Below are 699 nucleotides of genomic sequence, written 5' to 3' on the forward strand. Positions count from 1 at the left end.
CGCATACGGTAACGGTATCGCAGGCCTGATGCCTAGCATCATCGCAAACAACGTTGCATGTGTGGGTAGCACCAGTAATAAAGAAGCTCGCGTAGTGCGTGAGCACGGCTTCGAAGGCAAGATCATGCGTGTCCGTGCGGCTAGCCGCAACGAAATTGAAAACGGCGTACAGTACGAAATCGAAGAGCTGATTGGCACTAAGATGCAGGCAGATCAAATCATCGAGATTGCATACAACTACAATACCGTTATTCCTGTTCACCTTGCTCTGAATACTTCAGGCATGGGTCGTAATGGTCTGGATCTGACAACGTATGAAGGTCAGGTTGAAGGTGTGGAAATCGCAAGCGATCCTAACCTAAAAATCGTAGGTATGATGACCCACTTCCCGAATGAAGGTCTTGATGAAATCCGCCGCAAGGTTGACCGTTTCAAAGTAGAAACAAAGTGGCTAATGGACAGCGCAGGTCTGAAACGTAAAGACATCACACTGCACGTGGCTAACTCTTACATCACGCTAAATCTGCCTGAAGCACATCTGGATATGGTTCGTCCTGGCGGCATGCTGTACGGTGACTACCCTGCAACCCTACCTTACGAGCGCATCGTGTCTTTCAAAACACGCGTAGCATCACTGCACTTCTTCCCTGCAGGCAGCACAATCGGCTACGGCAGCACTAAAGTTTTAGAGCGCGACTC

The 699-nt window shown here is 49.5% G+C and carries 1 protein-coding gene; it reads left to right on the top strand.

Annotation, left to right across the window (positions count from 1 at the left end):
* A partial coding sequence (locus R8N49_RS27260; RefSeq protein WP_318190468.1) for an alanine racemase occupies nt 1-699 on the top strand: 699 nt, incomplete at both ends.

It is taken from the genome of Vibrio sp. 1978, from assembly GCF_033344345.1.